This is a genomic window from Modicisalibacter coralii (assembly GCF_004117855.1).
GTDB classification, from domain to species: Bacteria; Pseudomonadota; Gammaproteobacteria; order Pseudomonadales; family Halomonadaceae; genus Modicisalibacter; species Modicisalibacter coralii.
The window spans coordinates 1-18,438 of sequence record NZ_QWBW01000034.1 but is presented as its reverse complement, the minus strand read 5'-3'; the positions used below and the strand labels follow the sequence as shown (position 1 = coordinate 18,438).

Here is an 18,438-nt window from a genome sequence, read left to right as displayed (position 1 = left end):
GATGAAGCCCGGTCCTAGCTCCCCAGCTCGCCGGGCTTTTTCGCGTCCGGGCCTTTTAAGGCCCTATTCAGCGCCTGCGGAACGGCTGAACAGTCCCTTTGCAGGCCCTCGGTTTTGTCCGGCTTCTCAGCTCGCCGGACACCAGTTCTTGAATCGCTTGTTCTTGCGTGATGCCGTGTTGCCTGGCGTATTTCGCAAGGCGTTCGGCAGTGCGCGCGTCAAGCGCGACGTCTTGCTCTGGCATGCGGCCTCCTCGTAGCGACCCTTGAGAGGGCCTTCAGGCCACGTTGTGATCGGCGGTATCCTCGTCGTACACCATCTTTTCGAGCGCTGATTCGACGAGCTCGCGAATCAGTACGGCTTTCTGTGTCCGGTGGAATCGGGCCATTGCCTCGATGAGCGCGTAGGTTTCTTCATCGAAGCGGGCCTTGATTTCGTGGTCTCGCAGGTGACGAGGGTTCGAGTACATGGCTGAGTCCTTTGCTGTCCGTTTTTCTTTCTTGCCCTCAAGCCGCCTTGAACGGCGCAGCCTTGAGTTCTCCCTTGGTGATTCTTTCCAGCTCGTATTGGCGCCGAATCGGCACAACATCGCCCCATTGGATGACCGCGTGCGGCGTTATCCCCAGGGCGCGCGCGACTGCGCTTGCGGTGCCGAAATGTTCAATCGCTGCCTTGGTCTTCATAAGCGCCTCCTTTCAGACTTGATTGTAAGCATGCTGAATGATATCTGCAAGCATCCTGACAATGCGCGCTTGTAAGATTGCTGATATGGAGATTAGCGAGCGAATCAGACGGGCCATCCAGCACAGCCACCTCAGCCAGAGCGAGGTAGCCCGGCAGTGCAGTGTCCGCCCATCTGCCGTCAACCAGTGGTTGAGCGGTCAAACAAAGGCGCCCAAGGCCGAGAAACTGCTCAGGCTGGCCAGGGTTACCGGGGTGTCGTATACGTGGCTCGTGGATGGGCGAGGGGACATGCTTGCATCCAACGTGTCGCAGCATCCGGCGCAATTCGATTCCAACGTTTCTGGTGAGCCATTCGCGATCGGTATGGGGCGCGTGCCAGTCAAAGGTATTGCCCAGCTAGGACCTGAAGGATACTTTGAGGCGCTTGACTATCCGGTCGAGATGGGCGATGGCTACATCATGATTCAAAGCAGCGACAAGGATGCCTATGGACTTCGTGTTGTTGGCAACAGCATGAAACCCCGCATCAAGCACAACGAGTACGTCATCGTTGAGCCAAACCACGATTACGTTGCCGGCGACGAGGTCCTGATCTGCACCGCTGATGGCCAATGCATGATCAAGACTTACATTTGGTTGCGTGATGGCCAGTACCGGTTCGATAGCATCAATGACGACTTCGAGCCCCTATACCTCTTCGAAGACCAGGTAGACCGCATTCATTACGTCGGCGCCATCGCAAAACCCTCACGCCATACGCCGTAACTGCGGCACCCCCCCCCACCACTTGATTGAGAAACCCGCCCCTTGAGGCGGGTTTTTCTTTGCCCGCCTTTTCAGCAATTTCAGTGAGTTGTCAGCAAGCTGAAAAATTGCTGTCAGATTGCTTGACTCTTTCTATCAGCATGCTTACAGTTTGAGGCATGGACACGGCGGAAACGCCAGGGCAGGAAGCCCACCGGATGCTGACCGGACAACAGCAGGCTCTTTTACAAGCTGACAATCCCTCCCCGGGTATAAGGGGCGACTACCGGCAAGTGCCGAGTAGGCGAACACGTCGCTCCCTAGCGGGGCGCTGGCCCATGCCGCGAGGCTAGCCACCAGCGTAGCGCGATAGACGGGTAGACCCCGGTGAGCGCTGGCAGTAAGCGATGCCGCGACGTGTGAGTGATGCCCATTCGAGAGAGTGGGCATCTGGAAGGGTTATGAAGTGTCGCAAGGGGATGGATAAACCCCAGCCGATGGCAAGCAAAGCCTGAGCGAGACGACTGCCAATAGCCCTTCCAGATGCAACCGCATCACAATCAGCCAGTTAGCTTAACGGTAAAGCGCCTGAATTTGCGTCAGGAACATGGTGAAGCTGCTATCCGCTCGCGCATGGTGTGCGGTTTCTTCGGGTTCGAATCCCCCACTGGCTGCCAGATTCAGCGCCTTGGTGATGCCAGGGCGCCTTCCAAAGCGGCTTGATGGGCAGGTCGTTTTTGTTGAAGGGAGGTGAGAGATGAGCGAGTGGATTGAGTGGAGCGGAGGCGAGTGTCCAGTAAAAGTTGGAACTCTGGTCGATGTGAAGCTGCGCGATGGGGATTACGGGACCCGTCTCCATGCAGGTTTGCCCTCCTGGGAGGAGGATAGCGAAGGGTATGGCATGGCTGAAATCTGGCAACACGACGGAATGGATGGCGATATTGTCGCCTACCGATTAAGTCCCGAGAAAAGTGAATGATCCGACCAGCAGCCCCTGGCGATCAGGGGCCATCCCCAAGCCGATTCGATGAGTCGGTTTCGGGATTCAGAGGAGGAGAGCCGATGTTTGATATCTGGCTGTTCTTCCTGATGACGACAGCGGAACCGCGACCGCTGATGGTGAAATCGCCGGTTATGAGCGCTGAGCGCGCCACGCCGGCACCTAAGCTGAAACGTCATCGGGAAGTGGATAGTAGGTGAGCGCCGCAACTACTCGCAACGCGGAGCGAGATTGCAGGCGGGCGCTATGACAGAAATACGCCATGATCTTAGATCAGATGACTCCCTGGGATGCGCCTTGGCAAAGTCAGGGCGCATCCATGAGTGCATTCAGCGAGTGCGTTGATGGATTCAGAGGAGGAGGAAGTATGAGCAAGCGTTACTTCAAGCTAGATCAGCCGTATCCAGAAGGCCACGAGCTGGCAGAGCACGGGACGCCAATTGGTGCCATGTTGGCCCACGTCAAAAAGCGCAAGGAGTTATCGGAAGCGGTCAAACCGCTAGAGGATGAATTCGATGGAGCGGTGGTGTTTCGCGAGGGCGTATACGTAGCCGGTCTGAAGCTAAACAACTACCCGTCTCGCGAGGATGCCGAATTGTGGCGAAAACCCGATCGCCACTATCCGCATCACTCCAACTTGCGCACGCCAAGTGCGCTGAAAGGCAAGGCGAACGCTGAAAACCGCGAACGCCTGCGAGAAATGCATAAGCGCTGGGACGAGATAGTCAATCAGTGCCCGAAGATTAGCCGTGACGATCAATGGTTGATTGCCGGACATCGACAGATCGACCTCATGTTCGGCGGTGCCAGCATGGCGGCTGACTATGAGGCCGGCGCGGTCTATTTCGCTGCACATGCCGAGCCGAAAGGCGTTCCGTTTACTGAGATCACCGGTGGCGAGTTTGACGCCGCTGTGGAGCGAGCCAACAAGCAGAACGCCGAAGACTACCTCGATGGATCGAGGTCCGCTGCGTAGTGCGGCCAAGCGCCCTGGGCAGAGGCCGGAATATCTGTCCATCTGGAAGGGTTGGGCCTGCGCGGAAAGCACGCTATTTTGGCCTCTGCAACCCATAGTCGTGAAATTGTCACGACTTGCCCATAGCCAGCCCTTCCAGATGCATCATCACGATATAGCGCTTCGATGAGGCGTTAGATGGATGGCAGAGACAGGAGGAGATGAGACATGTGTGAGTACACAGTTGGAGGTAAGGCGAGGTGCCTATCCACGGATTTCGAGTTGGGAGATTACTTCACGAAAGGCAATGAGTATGTAGTCAGCCGGGTTGATCTCGACGACGCCGCAATGCCTATCCGTGTTGTGGATAACGACGGCGACGAACTGTGGGTAAAAGCCCGGTGCTTTGAACCGGCATAACACACCGCCCCGCAGAGCAGGGCGGATTAATAGGAGGGTGTATGAACTGGTTCGATAAAGCGGCAGATCAGATAGAGCAGGAGTACGAAGACGGCTTCATTGACATGCACGAGATGTACAGTCAGTTGGCCGACCTGAGAGCCGAAGCCCGGCAAGAAGCGGAGGGTGCGGCGGAGGCAGCTTGCAACGACTGCATGGGCTATTAGCCCGCCAGCACCCACCCATTGCACGGCAGTGGGTATTGGGATGGGGTTTGAAAGCATCTGTTCGGATTGATGCTAGCAAGTAGACCAGCGTGGAGTGTGCACGCGAAGCGCTTGGGGACCTTGCGACGGCTGTAAGTCGTGAGCCCCGGTTCGACTCCGGGCAAACCCCATCCCGATACCTACTGTTCGATCCCTGCGTTTGCCCCGATCCCCTCGGGGCTTTTTTGAGTGAGCGTTCCCGTTGATGCATGCCTCATCACACGCGGCTAGGCAACCGCGTGCGGCAGCGCTCACCCAAAAGATCAGCACAACCCTTCGCCCGCCCAGTGCGGGCTTTTTATTGCCAGGAGGTCGTATGAAGCGGTTGGCCCTCATGGGCGGGATGCTTGCGGCATTCAGTGCCGAGCTTCCCAGCGCGTGGACTGGATTCAGCTTACACCGTAATAGCTACCCATCACCACGGCCGGGAAGCGTAAAGACAGCGAAACGGGCAGCGTCAAAGCGCCGATCTCGGCGTCGCGCAAAGCGCCTCGGACACTTCTAGGAGGCCACATGAAGCCCAAGTCGAAGTGGGATCAGAAGGTCGATCAGGATCGCAAGGCCGCGCCGTTGTTTCAGGGGCGCAGAGATGCCGAGAAGTATCACGAGCGTCGGGAGTTGCAGCGCAATACGCGGGAGGTGTGGGAATGAATAAGGGATACATTGTGCAGGAAATAGGTGACCGCCTGATCACCCCTAGATGCGACCTGAAAGATTCACCCTACCCAAGCCGCATTAAGGCAATAAAAGCAGCCAAGCGGGAGCGCATTGCCGCTTGGGTAATCATGTTGGTTGCTAAACCGAAGCGGGAGGCCCCATGAACCCAACCCATGCCATGGCTGTATGGCTTCACCAGCTCACTCAAGGATGGCCGCCAGAGATTCAAGGGGCGGCCATTTTCATTGGAATCATGGTGCCGTTACTGGCCGCGTTCGCCCTGTGCGGGATTTGCGTGTGGGGCTATGAGCGGTTGAGCAAGAGATGAGAACCGATCTCTACAGGTCGCCAGACGGCTCAACGGTTATCGAGCTGCCGCTGCCTGTAGACGAGCGGATCTATCCAGGGTGGCGGCCATTGCCGCGAGAGAGGCGCAGGAGGAAAGAGGATGGACATCGAGGAGCTGACGGATCAGGCGATCAGCGAGAAGAACCTGAATGAGTTCGGCAGGGCGATGCTGTGGGCTCACCGAGTTAGCGCGCCTGAGCTGACCGATTACTGGTACTGGCTGCAGTACAACGCCGAGCGAGACGGTAACTACAGCAGTGCTGCAAAGCATCTCGCGGAGTCCACCAAGGCTCTCGTGCGGGCCTACTACGCAAGCATGGAGGTGGCGGCGTGAATCGAGCCAAGCCAACAGACCTTCGCACCTCGCTCAAGATCGCCCAGGAATACAGCAAGGCCGGAATCGGCTTCGTCCCCATGCCGGTGTTCAGCGAGGAAGAGCGTCAGCAGCGAATTATCGAGGCAGCGAATCGACTTAACGCCGAACTGGAGCGCACAGGAGGCAACCATGGGTAACGCAGCAGTCGATTGGGGTAGCGTCCCGGTCAAGTTCCCGCAGTTCGATCCCGACCAGCCAGACAGCCCGCCTGATGCTCGTCTCAATGCACTTTATGACGGCGAGAGCGAGATCGCGGCGGAAGAGTTTGTGGAGTGGTTCATCGGGCAAGACGACGACATTTACCAGTTCATCGTTGACCACTTGAATGACCCCGAGATCAAGGCAGCAGCCCGGCGATGGGCGAAGGAGGCGGCGTGAGCGAGCAACCGCAGTATCTGGTTAAGCAAGCCGAATCCCTGCGCAGGGAATGTGCAGCGCGCCTTGAATACGGCAAGCGTCGCGGCGAGCCCAAGAAAGCATGGCTTGATGCTCAGCAGGTAGACCACGTTCTGGATTTCCTGCTCATCGAGCGAGAGGAGCTTATCGAGGCGATAGAAAAACTGATGGGAAGCTCGGCACCAAGCGATCAATCCGAGTTTGCGAGGTATGGAGAGTCGATTCGACAAGCCCGCAAAGCACTGGCCAAAGCGCGCGGCGAATAAAGAAGCCCTGTCCAGCGGCAACTGGGCAGGGCCGGTGATTCACAGGCAGGAATCAGAACGGAGAGTAAACGATGGACGGGAACACGGTAAAGCCCGGCTACTACCCGGCCATGCCGAATGACGAATACCACGGCGGGCCGGGCGTCTCGAAAACGCAGCTCGACCTGCTCCACCAGTGCCCGGCGCTGCTGCAGTGGTCGCGCCTGGCGCCGGAGGACGAGGAGAAAACCAAGGCGCTCGACATGGGCGACGCCTGCCACGCGCTGGTTCTCGAGCCGCACCGGTTCGGCGAAGAGTACGCCATCGGGCCGGACGCGCCGCGCAACACCAAGGCCGGCAAGGAGGCCTGGGCCGCGTTCGAGGAGCAGGCCGGCGAGCGCACGGTGCTGACGCACGCCGAGGGCCGCAAGGCGCACCTGATCCGCGACAGCGTCATGGCCCACCCCTTCGCCCGGCAGCTCATCGAGGCCCGGGGCGACGTCGAGGCCAGCATCTACTGGAACGAGGCCAGCACCGGCCACCTGGCCCGCTGCCGGCCCGACAAGACACTCAGCCAGTACGGCTGGATCGTCGATCTCAAGACGACCGCCGATCTAAAGAAATTCCACCGCAGCTTCTACGACTACCGCTACCACGTTCAGGACGCCTTCTACAGCGACGGCTACGCCGCCCACTTCGGCGAGGCGCCGGCCGGCTTCCTGTTCATCGTGGTCAGCACGTCGATCGACTGCGGGCGCTACCCGGTGCGGATCTTCTGCCTGGACGAAGATGCCAAGCGCAGCGGTCGCAACGACTACCTCGCCGACATGGCCACCTACGCCCGGTGCATGGACACCGGCGAGTGGCCCGGCATCGAAACCCTATCACTGCCCTGGTGGGCAAAGGAGGCATCATGACCGATCAAGCCACCGCCGAGCCGCAGGAAGACCTCGGCAAGCAGCTCCAGCAGCACAGCCAGCGCAAGCCCATGCCCACCACCATCCAGGGCATGCTCAAGGACGACCGGTTTACCGGGCAGATCGCCCGGGCCCTGCCCAAGCACATCACCCCCGACCGCATCTCGCGCATCGCGCTGACCGAGGTCAACAAGACCCCGGCACTGGGCAAGTGCGATCCGATGAGCTTGTTCGGCTCCATCATCCAGTCGGCGCAGCTCGGCCTTGAGCTGGGCGGCGCCCTGGGCCACGCCTACCTCGTGCCCTACAAGGACCAGGCCCAGTTCATCATCGGCTATCGCGGCATGATCGACCTCGCCCGCCGTTCCGGCCAGATGGTGTCGCTGCAGGCGCACACGGTCCACGAGAATGACGACTTCGAGTTCGAGTACGGGCTGGATGAGAAGCTGCGGCACGTCCCAGCCCGCGGACAGCGCGGCCCGATGATCGCGGTCTACGCCGTGGCCAAGCTGACCGGCGGTGGCCATCAGATCGAGGTCATGTGGAAGGAAGACGTGGACGCGATCCGACAGCAGTCCAAGGCCGGCAACTCCGGGCCGTGGCGCGACCACTACGAGGAGATGGCCAAGAAGACCGCCATCCGACGGCTGTTCAAGTACCTGCCGGTCAGCGTCGAGATGCAGAAGGCCGTTAGCCTGGACGAGCAGGCCGAGGCCGGCGTGCAGGACAACAACGTCTTCGACGGCGAGTTCAGCTATCAGGAGCCGGAGTGATGCCCCGCAAATATCGACCCTGGTCCCGCCAGGAATACGACACGCTCGAGGCCCTCATCAACGAGGGCCTTTCTTATGCGCAGGTCGCCGAGCGCATGGGGCGGGAGCGGATGAGCGTTCAGGGCACAGCCCAGCGCATCGGGCTGACCCACCCTGATCGCCAGGGCCACCAGAAGCGCCGCGACTGGCCGGAGATCGACCGCATCCTTGAGGACTGCATCGAGACCCGGCTGATGACGGTGCCGCAGGCGACCAAGCACCTCAAGGCGCTGGGCTACCGCATCTGCCAGACCGCCATTTACACCCGGGTCGGCCAGGACCGCTACTTGCGCGACCGCGCCATTCAGAACAAGCGGCTGCGCATGGCTGCCGTGTGCCGGCGCAACGCGGCGCGGCGTAAGGCGGCTGCCTGATACCCACCCTCACCCATCACGAGGCCCTGCCAGTCGGAGGGGCTTTTCGATTCGGAGATGACTATGAATATCGAGCTGTGTCTGCAGGAGGAAGCCGACGCCCTTGACGAAGAAGTCTCGAATGGCAGCGACCAGGATGAAGTTGAATTCACCTTCACTCACATCGCGCCATCGGGCCGAGTATATCGCTGCCACGCATCAATCGAAGCTACAGACGGCTGATGCGCATGCCCCGCCGCCAATTCCTCGCCGCCTTCGCCATTCTGGCGATGCCGTGGCAAGTCAATGCGCACCGATGCACGTACCCGACGTGTTACGAGTGCGCGAAGCATATCAGGAGAACAGCATGAAAGTGTGGATCACCAGTTATTCAATGACTGCAGGAATCCGTGAGTATGATGTGCCCGATGACTCGGTTACTGACAGCGGAGCCCTTTTTTTCCGACCCAGCCCAGATTCGTTTATGGACCATGTGCCGGCAAAGCACTGGCACCGCGACCGTGAAAGCGCCATCGCAGCAGCTGAGGACATGCGACAGCGCAAGATTAAATCGGTCAAGAAGCAGCTTGCCAAGCTGGAAGCGATGAGCTTCTAACCCTCTTTCTTCGGACGCCCGCGCCGCTTCATAGCGGCGCTGCAAATCTTCTGGACTGATCCCCGCCATCGAGCGGGGTTTTTCTTGACCGACTTTTGATTGGCGCCGCCATGTCGCGGCAAAGACTATTCGAATCAACAGGTTATTTCTTGATCGTCATTTTATCGGAGGTTGCATGAACCTCAGCACGGATACTCGTGGACTATCCCCGCCCACCAGTGAACTCGACAAGCTGCTGGAGAATCGCGAGAGAGCGCAAGACCTGCTCACCAGAGCAGTGGAGATGATCGCTGAGGCCAACGACCTGACGCCCCGCCAGGATGGCAGGGTGCGAGGAATCGGTCTGGCTGCCGAGCTTAGGTCGAGCGACTGGTACGGCGTCAACAAGCCGGACGGTCGTGAGAAGCTGGTCAAGCGCTGCATGAATGATTTCGACAAGGAAGGATGGCTATATCTGCTCAAGGCATCGCAGCTCTCTCAGCTCATGAGCAAACAGGACAAGGACGCCTACTATGAGCAGCTCAGCAAAGACCCACCGCCGCTGAATCGGGAGTCGGTCATCGGGACGTTCACGGAGCTGTTTGGCAATCGCCACAAGACATGGCGGAGAGGCGTCGTTGAGCTGTTCGCCAGCCTGTCGGGCAACTATCGCAGCCATGACCCATTCAAGGTCGGTAAGCGGCTCATCATCGAACACGCGTTCTCCGAGTATTGCGGCTGGAATTTCTACCGGCACGCGGACGATCAGGTAGACGACCTGCAACGGGTCATTGCACTGATCGAGGGAAGCGATCAGCCCGAAGATAAGCTGAGCAATGTCGTTGACCGGGCTAAGCGTGCCGGAGATAGCGAGATAGACAGCGGGCCGTTGACTCTGCGCTGGTTCCGAAACGGCAACCTGCATATCTGGATCAACGACGAAGCGCTGATTGACCGGATAAACGAGATCATTGCCGAGCACTACGGGGCGACGCTGGCAAACGGGAGAAGGGCAGGATGAGTAACACTGGAATGAAATTCGACACCGACAAGCCGCGTATGGACCTGATGGTTACCGACATGCCGCTCGCACTGGAAGCAATCGGCCGCGTCCTGACCAGCGGTGCGATCAAGTACTCAGCGACGCGATCTTGCACGAAGGAAGAATTAGCCCAGGAGGTTAGGCAATGGTGTACGTGCGCGAGAACCACAAAAAGGCAAAGTGTCATCCCGACAGACGGCATGCCGCCAAAGGTATGTGCTTCGAGTGTTACGCAGAGCAGTACCCTAAAGCAGAGCGCGCCACGTGCCACCCAGACCGACTTCGACGAGCGCACGGATTATGCAAATCCTGCTACGACAAGAAACTCAAAGCCCGCAACCCTGAGTATGCAGAGCGGCAGCGCCGCAATAGCTTGCGCTGGACAGAACTCAACGCAGAGCGAAAGGTTGCCCAGAAGCGCCAGTACTACTCACAAGGACGAGTTAAGCAACGGGACAAACTCCGGGATCGGGAAGCCTCTCTGCTGCGATTCGGACTCACCATCGAAGACGAGGTACGAATCCTTGAGCAGCAAGGGAATCGATGCGGGATATGTGGCGGGGATTCCGGGCGAGGATTTGACATCGACCATGACCATGCAACGGGGCGGTTCCGAGGGCTCATATGCCACCGATGCAACAAAGGACTTGGACTCTTGGGAGATGATATTGCAGGTCTTGAAAAGGCACTCGCCTACTTGCGCAGTGCAGAAACTGCGCCTTACCAGCCATGGAGAGATAGTGACGATCACGAAGCCGGGTGACGGCAACTGGCAACACGTCGAAGATGCGCAGCGACGGTATCAGGCGGCAGGAATTCGCCACGACCTGGCACTCTCTCGCGGAGAGACGCGCGATCCAGAGACAAGCGAGCATCACTTGGCGCATGCGGCTTGCTGCATTCTGTTCCGGCTCGAACTGGCATTGCGGGAGGAAAGCGATGGTCCGACTTGAGCCGATACGCACCCGCCAATGTCGCCTCACCCTTCACCCCGCCCGCCAGATCAATCTTCTGTTCGATATGCCCAAGCCCTTCAATAAGCGCCACCTGACAGCAGCGATCACGGCGCTGTGGCCGCAGTATCACAGCAAGGGCGCGGGAGACATGGCAGGCGCAGCGATAGACGACTGGCTACAGCGCGGGGCGATACAGCGGGTGAATGAGACAGGTTTGCCACGGTATGTGATACGGGAGTCGGTATGAGTGAGCGAGTAGCGGGATATTACTGGACCAGGGTTGATGGCGAATGGGAGCCCGCTTTTCATCAGGGTGATGGTGATTGGCGCATTTTTGGCGGCTGGGCCGATGATGATTGGTTTGAAGAGATAGGCGATCGCATACCGGAGCCTGATGAAGAAGGTTGGCATTGCGTCCCTGAAACTTTCTCGCCATCGGTTGTTGGTGAGATTGTCGACGAAGTTTTCGATGGCGCTATTGAAGACGACGCCGTGATCTATGACGTGATCGAGTCATTCATCAAGCACTCGCCGCGACCCCGATGATCACCGCCACCTACTGGGAACGCGACACCGAGATCAGTCGCATCAACGCAGCCGGCCAAGTGCCGGTTTTTCTTTACCCGGAGGAAGTATGAGTACACCGAAGCAGGTTTCAGTGACGATCTCTCGCCCACAAGGCGGGGCCAGAGACGAGGAAGTGATTGTAGTCAGTATCGATGACGAATCATCGCGGCTACCTATCGTCGAGTTTGAGATGCCGCTGGCAGACTTTATGCGATGCCTGACCGGCCTTGGTGCAGTGAAAGCGCCCGTCAACCGATTCACTCACGAAGATGATCGCAGCAAGCTGGGTATGAAGGTGATCAGGGAGCGAGTTGAGTGTCGCCGGGCTAAGTCTCTTTCGGGCAAGGATGAACAGCGCGAAATCGTAATGGAGCATATCGCAACCCTACCCGCCGAGTATCGGTTATTCAGTGACGGGACTCAGTCTCAACAGCACGGCGACAGTCACGTCTACACCGTCGAGAAATACGTGGAGGAATGATGTCGCTACTGACGCATAACGAGCTGGTCGCACTGGTCGAAAGCGGGGCGATTGAGGGCGTGGAGCCGGATCAGATCAACGGGGCGAGCATCGATCTGACGCTGGCCGATGGATTCCTGAAGGAGTCACTACCTGAGAACGACAATCGCCTCACGAGGCTGGTACACCTTGGCGAAAAGCAGACGCCGGCAATGAGTAAAAGGACGGGGCAACTCGTCTTGCATCCGGGCGAGTTCGCGCTTGCTGCCACTCAGCAGATTTTCCACCTTCCAAACGACATCGCCGGCCACTACATGCTCAAGAGCAGCCTTGCCAGGGCTGGGCTGCAGCATCTTTTCGCGGGATGGGCTGACCCGACGTGGCACGGCAGCGCGCTTACGCTGGAGTTGGTCAACTGCTTGACCTTCCATTCGCTCGTTCTTAAGCCCGGTGACAAGTGCGGTCAGATGGTGTTCTGGCGAGGGCAGCCAGTACCGGAAAGCGCGAGCTATGCGGTGCGCGGCCAATACAACCAAAGCAAGACAGTTGAGGCATCTAAGGGGGTGAGGTGATGGCAACCGACCAAGGCATGGAAGGGCCGCAGTGCGAGGCGCTGATCATTCACGAGCTGCGCAACGACAACTTGGCGCTCAGGGCGATGCTGGCCAGCGCAGAGCGGAAGCTGGCGTATCTGGAGATTGAGAACATGCGGCTGATGGATCTGCTGACCAAGCGACAGGAGGCGTCATGACTTCGATCTGGTTTTACCCCGTAATCCTATGCTGGTTCGCCCTGGCCTACCTGTTCATGCTCGCGCTCTGCCGCGTGTCAGGTAACGCCAGCGATGCGAGCGAACAATTCGAGAGAGAACTGGAGCAAAGCGATGGTGACCTACGAATGCCCGGATCACGGGCGACTCGAGGCGAAGAACGTGATGATCGGACACCTTTGCGAGCAATTCGGTAGGCCGGTGCGGGTGGTGAGTGAGGAGGAGTATCCATGCCCTTATTGGGCAATGCCTAGGGGCTATGAATGTATGGAGTTCCACCGGGAAGAAGAAGAACTGAGCGGAGGTGAGTGATGGCAATGGATCAGAAGTATACGGATGCCCTCAAGGAGTTGGAGAAGGTAAAGGCTGAGAGGGACGCGCTGGCGGCGTATATGGAGGAGTGGCGCCATGGCATTGCTCTTGCGAAGTTGTGGCACTACGAGCGAGACGAGCGCGGCTATTTCGGCTGTCAGAAAGAGGCGGACGCATTTCTCGATTGGCTCTCGGACAGAGACGAGGACGACATGCCCGAAACCTCCCTCGCCAAGCGCGATGCGCGGATGAAGGCGGAGGTGCTGGACGAACTGCTGCCGGAGATAATCGACAGGGATGATCGTTTAGAGTTACTTGTCCTGCGTGACGGATACCGCCGCCAGGCCGAAGGAGCCACCCATGAGCCTACTGCACAAGAGTGACCGGCCGATTGGGGCGATCAAGGCCGCGCCCATCATCGACGGTGACGACCACGACGAGAAGCCGAAACAGCGCCAATGGATTGTCATGTGCTGGCAAGACATCTGCGATCAGGCCGGCATTCAGCTATCGACTTTCTCGCGCCGACGAGAGAGCGGTATGAGCGTCTATGACGCACTCAGAAAGCCAGTCAAGCATAAGCGCCACTTTGATGATTGGGAAATCAGTAAGGCGCTTCGGATGAGGCACCAAGGCTATACGTGGCCGGAGGTGGCGCAAGAGCTTGGGCGTTACCAGAACGTGATCCAGGCGCGGATCAGGACTTTGAGGCAGACCGGCAGGCTGCCTGGGTAAACGTACAAAAGGGGGTGATGATGGCACTAATTCACCACAACGACCGACCCATAGGCGCCCTGAAATCGGCGCCTTTGTTTTGCCCGGATGACAGCGATCGGCGCTTTCGTGGCCAGTACCGCCCCATCAATCCCTGGCTGCTAATGGCGCGAAAGAACGGCATCCCGGATGGCACGTATTACGGTCGAGTGTCGCGTGGTATGGACAAGCAAATTGCGGCGACAATGCCGGCGCAGAGCCATAGCGATGTGGCGAAGCGACAGAAAGCAAGCGTGGTTGACGGGCGATACCAATTTGTGAGGTGAGCGATGGACGACAAGGAACTGCTGGAGAAGGCGGCGCGGGCTGCCGGCATAGATGGTAAATATCATGTCGTGTGGCGGGGTGTTGGAAGGACAGATGAGTATGGGTGTTTCGAGGTATGGAACCCACTTGCAGACGACGGCGATGCGTTTCGACTGTTGCACGACATGAAGCTCGACACCCATCGCGGCGAGAACGAACTAGGTGAACCGATCATCACTGTTGTCGGGGACATGTCGTTCAACGCTTGCCCCATCTGCGATGAATACGACATCACTGGTTTCCGCCGCGCGATCGTACGTGCTGCCGCCGCTATGGCAGAGGAGGACACTTGACTGCTCCCCGACCTAAAGGACGGGGATTCCCAATTCACCGAGAACTGGACACGGAGACTTGCTCCATGCCACTGACATTCTCTCCAAGGGCTAACACCGCCAGCCCGGCGGCTTTGATATTACGCGCAGCGTTGATGTCACGGTCGTGGTTGACCCCGCAGGCGGGGCAGATCCAGACGCGGACGCTCAGCGGAAGCGCGTCTTTAATGTGTCCGCAATTCGAGCAGCGCTTGGTGCTGGGATACCACTGGTCGATCTTGACCAACTGTCTCCCTGCCCACTGCGCCTTGTATTCCAACTGGCGCACGAACTCACCCCAGCCGGCATCGCTTATGGCCTTACTCAGGGTTGGATTGCGGAGCATGTTCTTCACTTTCAGGGATTCGACGCAGACTACTTGGTTCTCGTTAATCAGCCTGCGGGACAGCTTGTGCAAGAGATCCATTCGGCAATCGGAGATCTTGGCGTGAATACGTGCCACTCGTTTCTTGGCCTTGGCACGGTTAGCGGAGCCGAGCCGCTTCTTGCTCAGCCGTCGCTGTGCCTTGGCCAGACGAGTAGCGTATTTCGCCGTATGACGGGGATTGCCGATTCGATGTCCGTCGCTGGTGACGAACAGGTCTTTCAGGCCGAGATCGATGCCCACCATCTTCGAGGTGACGGGAAGCGTCTCGGGATCGAACTCGCACAGGCAGCTGACGAAGTATCGGCCTGCCGAGTCCTTGGAAACAGTGACGGTCGTCGGATCGCTGGGCAGTTCACGGCTCCAGCGGATCGACAGAGGCTCCTTGCACTTGGCAAGAAACAGCTGACCATCCCGGTATTTGAAAGCCGAGCGAGTGAACTCCGCCGACTGGCGGTGCCGCTTGCTCTTGAAGTTCGGGTAGCGAGCGCGGCCCTCGAAGAAGTTCTTGAAGGCCGTCTGCTGATGCCTAAGCGCCTGTTGAAGCGGGACGCAAGATACGTCATTCAGAAACGACAGGTCAGCGTCTTTCTTCATGGCCGTCAAGCGGGCGTTGGCGGCGACGTAACCAACCCTGACCTTCTCTTTGTAGAAGGCGTCAGTACGCCAGCGCAGCACCGCGTTGTAGACAAAACGCACACAACCGAACGTCTGAGCAAGAAGTTGCGCTTGTTCAGACGTTGGGTAGAAGCGGTATTTATAGGCGCGTTTCGTCATAGCTCACATCATATGCCCTAAAATGTGAAGATAGCAACTACCTGAGAAGGAGGCAGCGAGAACAGGGTCGTCCTGCGGACGACGCGCTATCCCTCCCCGCACTAAAAGTACGGGGTATCTCGCGCAAAATTGATGAACACCCACCGCTATCGTGACGAGCCGCGCTGTCTCGCCAAGCTGCGATATAGCACGGAGGAGGAAGCCCGGGCCGCTGCGATGTGCAGTTGCTCGGCATTCGGCAAGCCGTGCATGTCGATTTACGCGTGCCGGTCATGCGGCGGGTGGCACGTTACGAGCCAAAGGGGTCATGTCGCCATGCGGGTGACGGCGCAGTTATCACACATGCAAGTGAGGGTGGCGATGTGAAAATCCGGGTAAAAAATCTCAGGATGATCAAAAGGCTTGAGGCCATCGTGTTCGTCGCTGCGCTGGTATCAGGAGCCGCCGCTTTGGCGAACTGGATCGTTCATGGATGGGCGTGGACGCTGCCGACGCTTCAGTCCCTTTGCCTTGCCACGGCATGCCTGCTGGTGTCGAGGACGGCGTCAGGGCTGGCGAAAGAGATGGAGGGTGAATGATGCACAAACCAAGGCTACGTGAGGTCAGCGTTGCCGGCCAGCTACGATGGCAATGCTACGTCTGGCCGCTGAAGCATGGCGAGGTGCTTTGCGGTCATGGAGACAACCCCAAGGCGGCGTATTTCGACTGCTGCGATCTATTCTATGAGTACGCGCTGGCCAATAGGCGACGGCGAACGATTAAGCGAACGATTAAGCAACGGCTGAGAGATTGGGCCGGGAGATAACACAGGCGCTGAGGCGCCTTTTTTGTTGGGAGGATGGGATGAGCTTTTGCAGATTCAGCAGCAATGATTGGCGTTGCGATCTCTACATTTACGAGGGATTCGATGGCGTCTACATGCTGCATGTCGCCAAGAACCGAGTTGCCGGAGACGTGCCAAGAGCGAAGCTGACGCAGGAATCCCTCAAGGATGGAAGCTTTGCAGAAGCGCACGCTAAGCAAATGGAGTATGTGAGCCGGGCTGAGCGCGTGCCAATCGGACTGAGTGCAGACGGAGAGACGTTCCACATCCATGACGCCGAAGAGCTGCTGGCGAAGATGCGAGAGCTTAAAGCCGAAGGATACCGGGTGCCATGTTTCGCTTTTGAGTCGGTGGCGGAAGATGCAGGCATCCCGACAGGCATTGAGAACCTGTATTGAGGAGGCGTGATGAATCATGCAGTAGATAAGCCGGTACGCTGGCTCACGATGCGAGACATCATGGAGCGCACCGGATACAAGCGCACGAAAATTTACGAGCTGCGCATGCAAGACCCGACGTTTCCCAAGCCGATCAATATCGGCAACGGGACTGGGCGCCATGCCACCCTGAGATGGGTCGAATCGGATCTTGAGGAGTGGATGCGCCGGCAGGCTAGCGGTGCATGACGCGCTCGGCGAAGGATTGCTTCTGCTCCTCGGTCATGCCCGACTCCAGCGCGTCCAGATAGTCACAGTACCATCCCATCATCACCCGCCGCTGATTCAGATACGCGGCCTTGTTGTACGTCCCCTCCAATCCAGGCGGCTTGTGTGCCAGTTGCATCTCTGTCCAGGCTTTCGGCCAACCATGCTCGGATAGCAGGGTCTTCGCGGTATGGCGAGATCCATGCCCGGTCATGCGCCGCTTGTAGCCAGCGCGTCGAAACAGGGAGTTGATCGCCATGTCGGAGATCACTGGCACCTTGGCGCCCCCGCCCGCGAACAGGTAGCGCGAATGCCCGGTAATCGGGGCCAGCGCTTCCAACATCTCCACCACTTGAGGCGACAGCGGCACGATGTGGTCGCGTCGCATCTTCATCTTCTCGCCCGGGACGGTCCACAGACCTTCCTTCAGGTCGATCTCGCTCCACTCTGCCCACCTGACCATGCCAGGGCGCGACGCAGTCCTGACGACCATCCATGCTGCCGTCTTCACTACAGGACCGCCGGTGGTCTTCCTGAGCTGCTGTAGGAAGTGAGGAAGCTCCTGCTCCAGTAGGTGCGGGTAGTGCTCCACCTCGGGCGGCTTGGCCGCGATGTCCGCCAGATTCGATGCCGGGTTGTTGTCAGTGCGCCCCAGGGCGATGGCATAGCCGAATATCTGATTGAGCCAGGCGCGGCTCTTGTCGGCCACCTCGAATGATCCGCGTGCCTCGATGAACGTCTGGAGCTTGGCGCAATCGGCCCGCGTCACTTTGGCGATGGGCAGCCGGCCCAAGTGGGGCAGGGCATCGTTCTTCATCCAGCGACGCACCTGAATCAACGTGCCTTCGGCGAGCCCCGAGGCGACCTTGTGCTGATACCACTCGCGCGTCGTCTGCTCGAACGTCGCTTCGACGCCTTCGCGCTCCATCTTGCGATGCTGGACGGGGTCGATCCCCTCGGCGACCAGTTCGGCAACATCCATCGCCGACCGGCGAGCCGCCTTGGCCGTCGTGTCGGGGTAGCTACCCACGCCCATCCAGGCCCATTTGCCGTTCGACGGTTTCTTGTAGCGCACTTCCCAGCGCTTGCGGCCGGACGGGCTGACCACGAAGTAGAGGCGATCCATGCCGTAGGATTCGCGGTACTCGCGTTCCTCGGGCTCCAGGGTGGACAGCACGGTATCCGCCAGCGGGCGGCGCTTGATGGCTTTGCGTTTCATGCGTCGGTGTATGGTGTCGGTGGCTGGGAAAGCCAACATACACGACCCCATACAGCCGTGGCTACCATACGCACGCCAACCGGCGAACACGAATGAACAGGAAAAAGGCGAGGAATCAAGGCTTGATGCGGGGTGGCGATGAGGAGCAAACTTGAGTGAACCGTAAAATGGAGCGGGCAACGGGTGGCTGGGAAAGCCAACATACACGACCCCATACAGCCGTGGCTACCATACGCACGCCAACCGGCGAACACGAATGAACAGGAAAAAGGCGAGGAATCAAGGCTTGATGCGGGGTGGCGATGAGGAGCAAACTTGAGTGAACCGTAAAATGGAGCGGGCAACG

34 protein-coding genes, 1 tRNA gene and 1 pseudogene are annotated in these 18,438 nt (G+C 58.7%); 31 read left to right on the top strand and 5 right to left on the bottom strand.

The features are described from left to right. Nucleotides 1-67: 67 nt before the first annotated feature. From D0901_RS20965 to D0901_RS17020, 3 genes are read right to left on the bottom strand one after another with little or no spacing between them, the layout of a single operon-like run. The gene (locus D0901_RS20965) at nt 68-244 is read right to left on the bottom strand and encodes a hypothetical protein (RefSeq protein WP_162500898.1); all 177 of its coding nucleotides are present in this window, start codon (nt 242-244) and stop codon (nt 68-70) included. A gap of 33 nt (nt 245-277) precedes the next feature. Beyond that, on the bottom strand, nt 278-469 hold the full coding sequence (locus D0901_RS17025; RefSeq protein WP_129141498.1) for a hypothetical protein: 192 nt from the start codon (nt 467-469) through the stop codon (nt 278-280). 37 nt (nt 470-506) lie between these two features. Beyond that, nucleotides 507-683: a Cro/CI family transcriptional regulator gene (locus D0901_RS17020; RefSeq protein WP_129141497.1), complete on the bottom strand. Its 177-nt coding sequence runs from the start codon at nt 681-683 to the stop codon at nt 507-509. Between the two features lie 37 nt (nt 684-720). On the opposite strand from D0901_RS17020, the pseudogene D0901_RS21445 reads away from it, so the two are divergent. The 28 genes and pseudogenes from D0901_RS21445 to D0901_RS16915 all read left to right on the top strand — a co-directional run. Continuing rightward, nucleotides 721-951, top strand: a pseudogene (locus tag D0901_RS21445) (helix-turn-helix domain-containing protein); the annotation flags it as partial. Between the two features lie 21 nt (nt 952-972). Further along, nucleotides 973-1,449, top strand: a complete 477-nt coding sequence (locus D0901_RS17015) for a S24 family peptidase (protein WP_233440458.1) — start codon at nt 973-975, stop codon at nt 1,447-1,449. Between the two features lie 541 nt (nt 1,450-1,990). Next, nucleotides 1,991-2,105 (top strand) — tRNA-Gln (locus tag D0901_RS20960). Between the two features lie 80 nt (nt 2,106-2,185). Beyond that, nucleotides 2,186-2,407 carry a hypothetical protein gene (locus tag D0901_RS17010; RefSeq protein ID WP_129141495.1) on the top strand — a complete coding sequence of 74 codons (222 nt, stop codon included), beginning with the start codon at nt 2,186-2,188 and terminating at the stop codon, nt 2,405-2,407. Between the two features lie 83 nt (nt 2,408-2,490). Further along, nucleotides 2,491-2,628 (top strand): hypothetical protein, encoded by a 138-nt coding sequence (locus D0901_RS20955; RefSeq protein ID WP_162500896.1) that lies wholly within the window; start codon nt 2,491-2,493, stop codon nt 2,626-2,628. Between the two features lie 167 nt (nt 2,629-2,795). Continuing rightward, nucleotides 2,796-3,404 (top strand): hypothetical protein, encoded by a 609-nt coding sequence (locus D0901_RS17005; protein WP_129141494.1) that lies wholly within the window; start codon nt 2,796-2,798, stop codon nt 3,402-3,404. A 440-nt stretch (nt 3,405-3,844) separates the two neighbouring features. Then, complete coding sequence (locus tag D0901_RS20950; protein ID WP_162500895.1) at nt 3,845-4,009, top strand: hypothetical protein; 165 nt, start codon at nt 3,845-3,847, stop codon at nt 4,007-4,009. A 552-nt stretch (nt 4,010-4,561) separates the two neighbouring features. Beyond that, entirely contained in the window at nt 4,562-4,699 is a 138-nt protein-coding gene (locus D0901_RS20945) for a hypothetical protein (protein WP_162500894.1), read from the top strand. Nucleotides 4,700-4,865: 166 nt separating this feature from the next. Beyond that, nucleotides 4,866-5,033, top strand: coding sequence for a hypothetical protein (locus D0901_RS20940; protein WP_162500893.1), 168 nt, complete (start codon nt 4,866-4,868; stop codon nt 5,031-5,033). 120 nt (nt 5,034-5,153) lie between these two features. After that, a complete protein-coding gene (locus D0901_RS17000; RefSeq protein WP_129141493.1) occupies nt 5,154-5,387 on the top strand; it encodes a hypothetical protein in 234 nt (77 codons plus the stop codon). Next, nucleotides 5,384-5,566, top strand: a complete 183-nt coding sequence (locus D0901_RS16995) for a DUF1382 family protein (protein WP_129141492.1) — start codon at nt 5,384-5,386, stop codon at nt 5,564-5,566. The genes D0901_RS17000 and D0901_RS16995 overlap by 4 nt, the downstream gene beginning before the upstream one ends. Further along, nucleotides 5,559-5,807, top strand: a complete 249-nt coding sequence (locus tag D0901_RS16990; RefSeq protein ID WP_129141491.1) for a hypothetical protein — start codon at nt 5,559-5,561, stop codon at nt 5,805-5,807. The genes D0901_RS16995 and D0901_RS16990 overlap by 8 nt, the downstream gene beginning before the upstream one ends. Beyond that, entirely contained in the window at nt 5,804-6,091 is a 288-nt protein-coding gene (locus tag D0901_RS16985; RefSeq protein ID WP_129141490.1) for a hypothetical protein, read from the top strand. Before D0901_RS16990 ends, D0901_RS16985 begins: the two co-directional genes overlap by 4 nt. Nucleotides 6,092-6,162: 71 nt before the next feature. After that, nucleotides 6,163-6,987 (top strand): PD-(D/E)XK nuclease-like domain-containing protein, encoded by an 825-nt coding sequence (locus D0901_RS16980; RefSeq protein WP_129141489.1) that lies wholly within the window; start codon nt 6,163-6,165, stop codon nt 6,985-6,987. Continuing rightward, nucleotides 6,984-7,760, top strand: a complete 777-nt coding sequence (recT, locus tag D0901_RS16975) for a recombination protein RecT (protein WP_129141488.1) — start codon at nt 6,984-6,986, stop codon at nt 7,758-7,760. The genes D0901_RS16980 and recT overlap by 4 nt, the downstream gene beginning before the upstream one ends. Then, nucleotides 7,760-8,173, top strand: coding sequence for a GcrA family cell cycle regulator (locus tag D0901_RS16970; protein ID WP_129141487.1), 414 nt, complete (start codon nt 7,760-7,762; stop codon nt 8,171-8,173). The genes recT and D0901_RS16970 overlap by 1 nt, the downstream gene beginning before the upstream one ends. A 63-nt stretch (nt 8,174-8,236) precedes the next feature. Beyond that, entirely contained in the window at nt 8,237-8,395 is a 159-nt protein-coding gene (locus tag D0901_RS20935) for a hypothetical protein (RefSeq protein ID WP_162500892.1), read from the top strand. A gap of 124 nt (nt 8,396-8,519) precedes the next feature. Beyond that, the gene (locus D0901_RS16965) at nt 8,520-8,768 is read left to right on the top strand and encodes a hypothetical protein (protein WP_129141486.1); all 249 of its coding nucleotides are present in this window, start codon (nt 8,520-8,522) and stop codon (nt 8,766-8,768) included. Nucleotides 8,769-8,943: 175 nt separating this feature from the next. Beyond that, nucleotides 8,944-9,768 carry a DUF4942 domain-containing protein gene (locus D0901_RS16960; protein ID WP_129141485.1) on the top strand — a complete coding sequence of 275 codons (825 nt, stop codon included), beginning with the start codon at nt 8,944-8,946 and terminating at the stop codon, nt 9,766-9,768. Nucleotides 9,769-9,934: 166 nt separating this feature from the next. Then, nucleotides 9,935-10,552, top strand: a complete 618-nt coding sequence (locus D0901_RS21440; protein ID WP_129141484.1) for an endonuclease domain-containing protein — start codon at nt 9,935-9,937, stop codon at nt 10,550-10,552. Next, the gene (locus tag D0901_RS21310) at nt 10,452-10,742 is read left to right on the top strand and encodes a dATP/dGTP diphosphohydrolase domain-containing protein (protein WP_425256191.1); all 291 of its coding nucleotides are present in this window, start codon (nt 10,452-10,454) and stop codon (nt 10,740-10,742) included. Before D0901_RS21440 ends, D0901_RS21310 begins: the two co-directional genes overlap by 101 nt. Before the next feature lie 246 nt (nt 10,743-10,988). Continuing rightward, nucleotides 10,989-11,291 carry a hypothetical protein gene (locus D0901_RS16945; protein ID WP_129141482.1) on the top strand — a complete coding sequence of 101 codons (303 nt, stop codon included), beginning with the start codon at nt 10,989-10,991 and terminating at the stop codon, nt 11,289-11,291. An 88-nt stretch (nt 11,292-11,379) separates the two neighbouring features. Further along, nucleotides 11,380-11,793 carry a hypothetical protein gene (locus tag D0901_RS16940; protein WP_129141481.1) on the top strand — a complete coding sequence of 138 codons (414 nt, stop codon included), beginning with the start codon at nt 11,380-11,382 and terminating at the stop codon, nt 11,791-11,793. After that, nucleotides 11,793-12,344: a dCTP deaminase gene (locus D0901_RS16935; protein ID WP_129141480.1), complete on the top strand. Its 552-nt coding sequence runs from the start codon at nt 11,793-11,795 to the stop codon at nt 12,342-12,344. Before D0901_RS16940 ends, D0901_RS16935 begins: the two co-directional genes overlap by 1 nt. After that, a complete protein-coding gene (locus D0901_RS16930) occupies nt 12,344-12,523 on the top strand; it encodes a hypothetical protein (protein WP_129141479.1) in 180 nt (59 codons plus the stop codon). Before D0901_RS16935 ends, D0901_RS16930 begins: the two co-directional genes overlap by 1 nt. Before the next feature lie 329 nt (nt 12,524-12,852). Beyond that, a complete protein-coding gene (locus tag D0901_RS16925) occupies nt 12,853-13,236 on the top strand; it encodes a hypothetical protein (protein WP_129141478.1) in 384 nt (127 codons plus the stop codon). Then, the gene (locus D0901_RS16920) at nt 13,214-13,588 is read left to right on the top strand and encodes a hypothetical protein (RefSeq protein ID WP_129141477.1); all 375 of its coding nucleotides are present in this window, start codon (nt 13,214-13,216) and stop codon (nt 13,586-13,588) included. The genes D0901_RS16925 and D0901_RS16920 overlap by 23 nt, the downstream gene beginning before the upstream one ends. A gap of 308 nt (nt 13,589-13,896) precedes the next feature. Further along, a complete protein-coding gene (locus D0901_RS16915) occupies nt 13,897-14,226 on the top strand; it encodes a hypothetical protein (RefSeq protein ID WP_129141476.1) in 330 nt (109 codons plus the stop codon). Between the two features lie 34 nt (nt 14,227-14,260). Here D0901_RS16915 and D0901_RS16910 read toward each other — a convergent pair whose 3' ends face one another. Beyond that, nucleotides 14,261-15,406: an RNA-guided endonuclease InsQ/TnpB family protein gene (locus tag D0901_RS16910; RefSeq protein WP_129141475.1), complete on the bottom strand. Its 1,146-nt coding sequence runs from the start codon at nt 15,404-15,406 to the stop codon at nt 14,261-14,263. 218 nt (nt 15,407-15,624) lie between these two features. On the opposite strand from D0901_RS16910, the gene D0901_RS16905 reads away from it, so the two are divergent. The 3 genes from D0901_RS16905 (at nt 15,625) to D0901_RS16895 (ending at nt 16,855) form a co-directional block, all read left to right on the top strand. Then, nucleotides 15,625-15,984: a hypothetical protein gene (locus tag D0901_RS16905; RefSeq protein WP_129141474.1), complete on the top strand. Its 360-nt coding sequence runs from the start codon at nt 15,625-15,627 to the stop codon at nt 15,982-15,984. Nucleotides 15,985-16,249: 265 nt separating this feature from the next. After that, nucleotides 16,250-16,627: a hypothetical protein gene (locus D0901_RS16900; protein ID WP_129141473.1), complete on the top strand. Its 378-nt coding sequence runs from the start codon at nt 16,250-16,252 to the stop codon at nt 16,625-16,627. Nucleotides 16,628-16,636: 9 nt separating this feature from the next. Next, entirely contained in the window at nt 16,637-16,855 is a 219-nt protein-coding gene (locus D0901_RS16895; RefSeq protein WP_129141472.1) for a helix-turn-helix transcriptional regulator, read from the top strand. Here the strand turns inward: D0901_RS16895 and D0901_RS16890 are convergent. Further along, nucleotides 16,842-18,092, bottom strand: a complete 1,251-nt coding sequence (locus D0901_RS16890; RefSeq protein ID WP_129141471.1) for a tyrosine-type recombinase/integrase — start codon at nt 18,090-18,092, stop codon at nt 16,842-16,844. The two genes, D0901_RS16895 and D0901_RS16890, sit on opposite strands and share 14 nt — an antisense overlap. Nucleotides 18,093-18,438: the final 346 nt, after the last annotated feature.